The following is a 6,513-nucleotide window of genomic DNA, read 5'->3' as shown; positions in this document are numbered from 1 at the left end:
GTCTGCCACTTCCAATTCTCAGGTTTTTGGTAGTACTGAGAAATACGTTGATAGAATTCGCGTGAGATGCCACCAATTGCAGCCTTATTGCCAATGTCGGTCTGGCCGAGTCCGCCCGTAGTCAAACCACCAATTCTCGAACTCGGTTCGATCACGATGGCCGAGCCGCCGAGTCGCTCGACTTGCACGGCTGCCACGATACCCGCAGCGGTGCCGCCATAGATCACGACATCGTAGACCTTGGTGTCACTGCCACTCTCGTTCGCATGCACCACCGAAGGCAATAGCGTCACGGCAGCCATCACTAACACAAGCCAATTCGCGAGGACCGATTGCGTTGGCAGGATACGATTCGAATTAAAGATTAATTTCATGGGGGCGGAAACCTCAGCAGGTAGAGAAAAAGAGGGGGAGCCGGGGGGAGGCATGCAGACGAACGGGGCGAACAAATCGCAATTCGGCGGACAGGGATTCTACGTGAAGCCCACTGAATCGCAAACGAATTGCCGGTTCGGATTCCGTGAATCGCGAGAATTTCTTGCCCCCCGAGGAAACTCCGTCTTGTCTGGCAGGATGGATTTGCGGCCTTCATCCGGTATGTCGTGCAGAATGCCCCCCTATCGTATAGACTAACGATTCCCGCCTTCGAGTAATTTCCCACCTAGAATTGCCCGCCTAACAAATTCACGCGAAAGTCTATGTATTTTCGATTCAGCATTCTGTGGCTGAGCTGTCTCGTGCTCATTGCCAATACGGTTGCCGAGACGCCAGCGCCGGCAAACGCGACGCTGGACAGCGCAGAGATCGCATATTTCGAACGGAAAATCCGACCGCTACTCAGCGAACACTGCTACGAATGTCATTCCGAAGACTCCGACACGGTGCAGGGTGGATTGCGATTGGATTCGGCGACCGGAATTGCCCAAGGCGGCGATAGCGGTCCCGTGCTCGTGGCCGGATTCCCCGAGCAAAGCTTGCTGGTGGAAACGATCCTATACGACGACGACATTCAGATGCCGCCCAAAGGAAAATTGGCGGATCACGAGATTGCCGAACTGACCGGATGGGTCAAACGTGGCGCTGCATTCCCACCGTCAAACACAGCGTCAGACACAGCGGCGATTCGCAGCCTCGGTGGTATCGACTATGCCGAGGGACGCCGATTTTGGTCGTTCCAACCTGTCGTACCACAACCGCTGCCCGCCGTGAAACACTCTGAATGGCCGCGAACACGAATCGACTCGTTCGTGCTCGCTGCGATGGAACAACACGATCTTACCCCATCGCCACCCGCGGACCGCGTGACGCTTGTTCGCCGATTGTATTTCGACGTCACCGGTTTGCCGCCAACTTCCCAACAGCTGCAGGCGTTTCTCGAGGACACGTCACCCGATGCGTACGAGCACCTTGTCGACACGCTTTTAGAATCACCACAATACGGCGAAAAGTGGGGTCGATGGTGGTTGGATATGGCGCGTTACACCGATCGCACTGCCAGCTGGTTGCCACAGACCAGCCAAGCACATCTGTATCGCGACTGGGTCGTTGACGCGTTTAACAATGACCTGCCCTACAACGATTTTATCCATCGTCAACTTGCGACCGACCTCATGCCACGGACGGGACCGGAGGACCTGCCCGCCCTTGGCTTCCTAAGCCTCAGTCCGACGTATTGGAAAGAACCCAAATTGCCATGCGAGATCATCAAGGTGATCGTGGCCGATGAATGGGAAGAACGGGTCGACGCGGTCACTCGCTCGTTTCTCGGGTTAACGGTCGCATGTGCGCGGTGTCATGATCACAAGTTTGATCCGATCAGCGCAGACGATTACTACGGCTTGGCCGGCGTGTTCGCCAGCAGTCGTCACGTCGAGCGTCCCGTGATCGATGAAGAACGCTACGAACCCGTCCGTTCAGCAAAGCAGGCAGTAAAAAAATGGGAAGCCGAAATTGCTAAACTGAAAAAGCAAAAGCCGCTTCCTCAAGAAAGCATCGACGCGTTAATCGCGAAGATCGCAGAGATCAAATCCACAACGCCGCTCTATGACACGCCGATGGCGAACGCGTTGTCCGAAGAATCGATGTACGTGGTTCGCGCGGGTAAAACGCCCCAAGAGGGAACGCGATTTGAATACCGTCCCGAACCTCGCGATCTACCGTCGTTCATCCGTGGCAATCCGAATCGTCCTGGTCCCATCGTTCGCCGCCGGTTTCTAACCGTGTTGAGCGAAGATTCACGCCCTTTTGAAAACGGCAGCGGACGTTTAGAGTTGGCCGAATCGATTACCAACGATGCCGCGTCGCTGGCCGCCCGCGTGTTCGTCAATCGCGTCTGGTTGGCTCACTTTGGTCAAGGAATTGTCGACACCCCGAGCAATTTTGGCCAACAAGGCAGTCGCCCAACGCATCCGCAATTGTTGGACGATTTGGCGGCCCGGTTCATCGAAAACGGTTGGTCGATCAAACGACTACATCGCGACATTCTGATCTCTGCCACGTGGCAGCAAAGCTCGGCCGATTCGCCACAGCGATCCCACATCGACCCTGAAAACGTTTGGCTAGCGCGAATGAATCGACGACGGCTGACGTTCGAAGAGTGGCGTGACGCGATGTTAACGGCAAGCGGCCGACTCAATCCCAACCTTGGTGGCCCATCCATCACGCTCGACTCATCGGCGAACACGCGGCGAACGCTGTACGCCACCGTGAATCGACGCGATGTCTCGCCGACCTTGATGGTGCACGATTTCCCCGATCCGACTCAGCACAGTCCGGCACGCATGGCCACGGTCACCCCGCTGCAAGGATTGTATGCACTCAACGGTCCACTACTGACGCAGCAAGCCAAATGGATTGCCTATCAGCTCGAAGCAGAGAGTCCCGGTAACGAACCAAGCAAAATCGCAGCGGCCTATCGGCGACTCTTTTCGCGCGCACCTCACGACCACGAAATCCACCTGGGAATGGACTATCTGGCCGATGCGAAATCCGAATCGAAATCGGACCGCTGGCAACAATACATCCATGTATTGCTGGCCACCAACGAATTCACCTTCATTGATTGATGCATGATGATGCCCCCCTCGCAACCAAACGCTTCCTCGCTTGACCGACGCCGCTTGCTGCAGCAATTTGGGGGCATGCTGGGAGCCGCCGGCATGATGCCGTCCCCCTTGGCGGCATCCACGGCGGGTTCGATTGCAGGTTCGGGGCCTCATTTTCCTGCCAAAGCGAAACGCGTCATCCACTTGTTTATGAACGGCGGCCCCTATCAAGGCGATCTTTTTGATCCCAAACCGGCGTTGGAAAAGTATGCAGGCACCAAACCTGCGGGTGCCGATCTGTTGACCGAGCGTCCCACCGGAGGCTTGTTGCCATCGCCGTTTAAATTTCAGCAGTGCGGTGAAAGCGGGCTGCCGGTCAGCGAGTTGCTGCCGCAATTGAGCCGACACATCGACGACATTTGTGTGATCAACTCGGTCCATGCCGACAATCCCAATCACGGGCCGGCACTGTTACAGATGAACAACGGCACCATTACTCCGATGCGGCCGAGCATGGGGGCATGGTTTCTATACGGACTGGGCACCGAGAATCCGAATCTGCCCGGTTACCTCGTGCTGTGTCCTGGCCGTCCCGTGCGGTTTTCGATCCTCTGGAACAGCGCCTTTTTGCCATCGCAGTACCAAGGGACCTACATCAACCATTCGACGATCGATCCCGAGAAGATGTTGCCGCACTTAAGTAATACTCAGTGGGACCACACGACTCAGCGTCAACAACTCGATTTGCTGCAACAGCTAAACGGCGCACACGTGGCAACGCGAGGCAACGATTCGATCCTGAAAGCGCGTAGCGAAGCGATTGAAACGGCCTATCGAATGCAGTTCGAGGCGAGCGATGCATTCGACCTGAATCGGGAATCCAAACAGACTCGCGATGCCTATGGCGCTGGCGAGTTTGCGAACGGTTGTTTATTGGCGCGTCGAATGGTCGAACGTGGCGTTCGCTTTGTTCAAGTGTATTACGGCAACGGACAACCTTGGGACACACACAGCGGCCACAACACTACCGTGCCCAAGCTTTGCAAAAACATCGATCAGCCCATCGCTGCATTGATCGCCGATTTGAAACAACGTGGGCTGCTGGATGATACGCTGATTGTATGGGGCGGTGAATTTGGCCGGACACCCGTGTCCGAGAATGGCAACGGTCGCGATCACAATCATCACGGTTTCACGATGTGGATGGCCGGTGGAGGCGTCAAAGGTGGAACTCGCTACGGCGAAACCGATGACTTTGGATTCAAAGCGGTCATCGACAAGGTGCATATTCATGACTTGCACGCTACGATGTTGCACCTGCTTGGGCTCGACCACAAACGACTCACCTATCGCCACGCCGGTCGCGATTTTCGCTTGACCGATGTCCATGGACGCGTGGTGCACGAGATCATCAGCTGATTGCAGGATGCAAATGCACGCGGCTGATTTGACGCAAGACTTCACATGATGAGCAAACTATGCCAAAACCACTTCGATCACTTTTCGCTCTGATAGTCCTGTTGCTTGCGGCAACGCCCCCCGCCACGGCGGCGGAATCGGGAATCCACTTTTTTGTTGCTCCCGACGGTGCGGACACACAACCAGGAACGCAGTCATACCCCTTTGCATCAATGACGCGTGCCCAACAAGCGGTCCGCGACGCCCGCGTTTCCCGTCCCGACCAAGCGGTTACCGTCCATTTGCAACCGGGGCACTACACGCTCGATCAAACGGTCCTGTTCACGCCTGCCGACTCAGGCCACTCAGCCGAGCGTCCCGTGCGTTACCAGGGCATTGGCGATGTGGTGCTGTCCGGTGGCCGGCAAATTTCGGGGTGGCAAACCGATCCACAACATCCTGGGCTCTGGAAAACTCGTGTTGCTGAGCCGAAACCGGGCGATAACCAAGATTGGCGTTTTGAACAATTGTGGGTCAACGGCCGTCGAGCCTCGCGAGCGAGAACTCCGAACGAAGGCGATTTTCACACGCTGCTCGGAGTCAGCGAGGTGCCGATCCCAGGATCCAAGCGAATGCTGACGCACACATTCGCCGCCCAAGCGAATGACTTGGCCTCACTGAAAAACGTCGATGCCCCATCACTACGCGATGTTCAAGTCGTGGTCTATCACAAATGGGACACGACCCGTGAATGGTTGCAAACCAATGACGCGCAACGGCATCTGTTCACCACAGAGGGTGAAATCATGAAGCCGCACAATCCAATGAAGCGTGATTGTTTGTACTTCGTCGAAAATTATCGCCAGGCACTCGATGCGGCGGGCGAGTGGTTCTTGGATCGCGATGGATGGCTGTACTATCAACCGCGCCAAGACGAGTCGATGACAACCGCCAACGTCGTTGCCGCCGGTGTGCCGCGGTTGTTCGACATTCAAGGTGACATCAATGATCCAAAAAAACGTGTCAAACACATCTATTTCGACGGATTGAAACTGCAACACGCGGAATACCGTATCCCCGAGATCGGTATCCGCTCAAATCAAGCCGCGATGAATGTGGACGCAACCGCAATCCAGTTGGATGGCGCCGAGGACATTCGCTTCACCGCATGTTCGGTCGAGCATATTGGTGGCACAGGTTTTTGGTTTCGTAAAGCGTGTCGCGATTGCCGTGTCGAGCGGACACAGGTTGCCGACGTCGGAGTCAGCGCGGTCCGTATTGGCGAGATGAGCTTAGTTCCAGAACTGGTTCGCACCGGCGGCATCACCGTTGACAACTGTATCCTGCACAGCGGCGGACGGATCCTGCCGCACGCCGTGGGTGTTTGGATTGGTCACAGCAGCGATAATGTGATCACGCACTGTGACGTGGCCGATTTCTACTATACCGCCGTGTCCGTGGGGTGGCGGTGGGGCTACGCCGAAAGTGGCGCCAAACGAAACCGCATCGAATACAACCACTTGCATCACATTGGATACCGCATCCTCAGCGATATGGGAGGCGTCTACACGTTGGGCCCAAGCGAAGGCACCTCGGTTAGCCACAATGTGATCCATGATGTCTATGCAACCCGTTATGGCGGATGGGGACTCTACCCGGATGAGGGCAGCTCCGACATCGTTTTCGAAAACAACTTGGTGCACGACGTTCGTGACGGAGGCTTCCATCAACACTACGGCCGCGAAAACATCGTTCGCAATAACATTCTGGCGTTTTCCGAAGAAGGCCAAGTCGCCGTGACGCGAGCCGAACCGCATCTGTCGTTCACGTTCGAACGAAATCTAGTTTACTTTGACGATGGTCGGCTGCTCGGTTACTCGGGTTGGCAAAACGGTTCTAAAGTCGCCATGAACCAAAATCTGTATTGGCGTTCCGGTGGCCAAACGATTGATTTTGCCGGTAAAACGTGGCAGCAATGGCGTGACGCCGGACACGATCAAGATTCGATCGTTGCCGATCCGATGTTCGTCGATCCAGATAATCGCGACTTCACGTTGCGAGCGGGGTCGCC

The 6,513-nt window shown here is 55.8% G+C and carries 4 protein-coding genes; 3 read left to right on the top strand and 1 reads right to left on the bottom strand.

What is annotated here, in order from left to right; translation table 11 throughout:
* A partial coding sequence (locus tag ABX962_RS26430) for an FAD-dependent oxidoreductase (RefSeq protein WP_372723855.1) occupies window positions 1-374 on the bottom strand: 374 nt, incomplete at its 3' end.
* A gap of 324 nt (window positions 375-698) precedes the next feature.
* Here ABX962_RS26430 and ABX962_RS26425 point away from each other — a divergent pair.
* From ABX962_RS26425 to ABX962_RS26415, 3 genes are all read left to right on the top strand, one after another.
* A complete protein-coding gene (locus ABX962_RS26425; protein WP_372723853.1) occupies window positions 699-3,065 on the top strand; it encodes a PSD1 and planctomycete cytochrome C domain-containing protein in 2,367 nt (788 codons plus the stop codon).
* A 3-nt stretch (window positions 3,066-3,068) separates the two neighbouring features.
* Entirely contained in the window at window positions 3,069-4,463 is a 1,395-nt protein-coding gene (locus ABX962_RS26420) for a DUF1501 domain-containing protein (RefSeq protein WP_372723851.1), read from the top strand.
* A gap of 59 nt (window positions 4,464-4,522) precedes the next feature.
* A partial coding sequence (locus ABX962_RS26415) for a right-handed parallel beta-helix repeat-containing protein (protein WP_372723849.1) occupies window positions 4,523-6,513 on the top strand: 1,991 nt, incomplete at its 3' end.

Origin of the sequence: Novipirellula sp. (assembly GCF_041583735.1) — a bacterium.
In the GTDB taxonomy this organism is placed as follows: domain Bacteria; phylum Planctomycetota; class Planctomycetia; order Pirellulales; family Pirellulaceae; genus Novipirellula.
Note: the sequence above shows the minus strand (reverse complement) of the source record. Positions and strands in the feature narration are given on the sequence as shown.

Coding starts and splice junctions, on each gene's coding strand:
- ABX962_RS26420 (WP_372723851.1), top strand. CDS start 3,069: ATGATGATGCCCCCCTCGCAACCAAACGCTTCCTCGCTTGACCGACGC.
- ABX962_RS26425 (WP_372723853.1), top strand. CDS start 699: ATGTATTTTCGATTCAGCATTCTGTGGCTGAGCTGTCTCGTGCTCATT.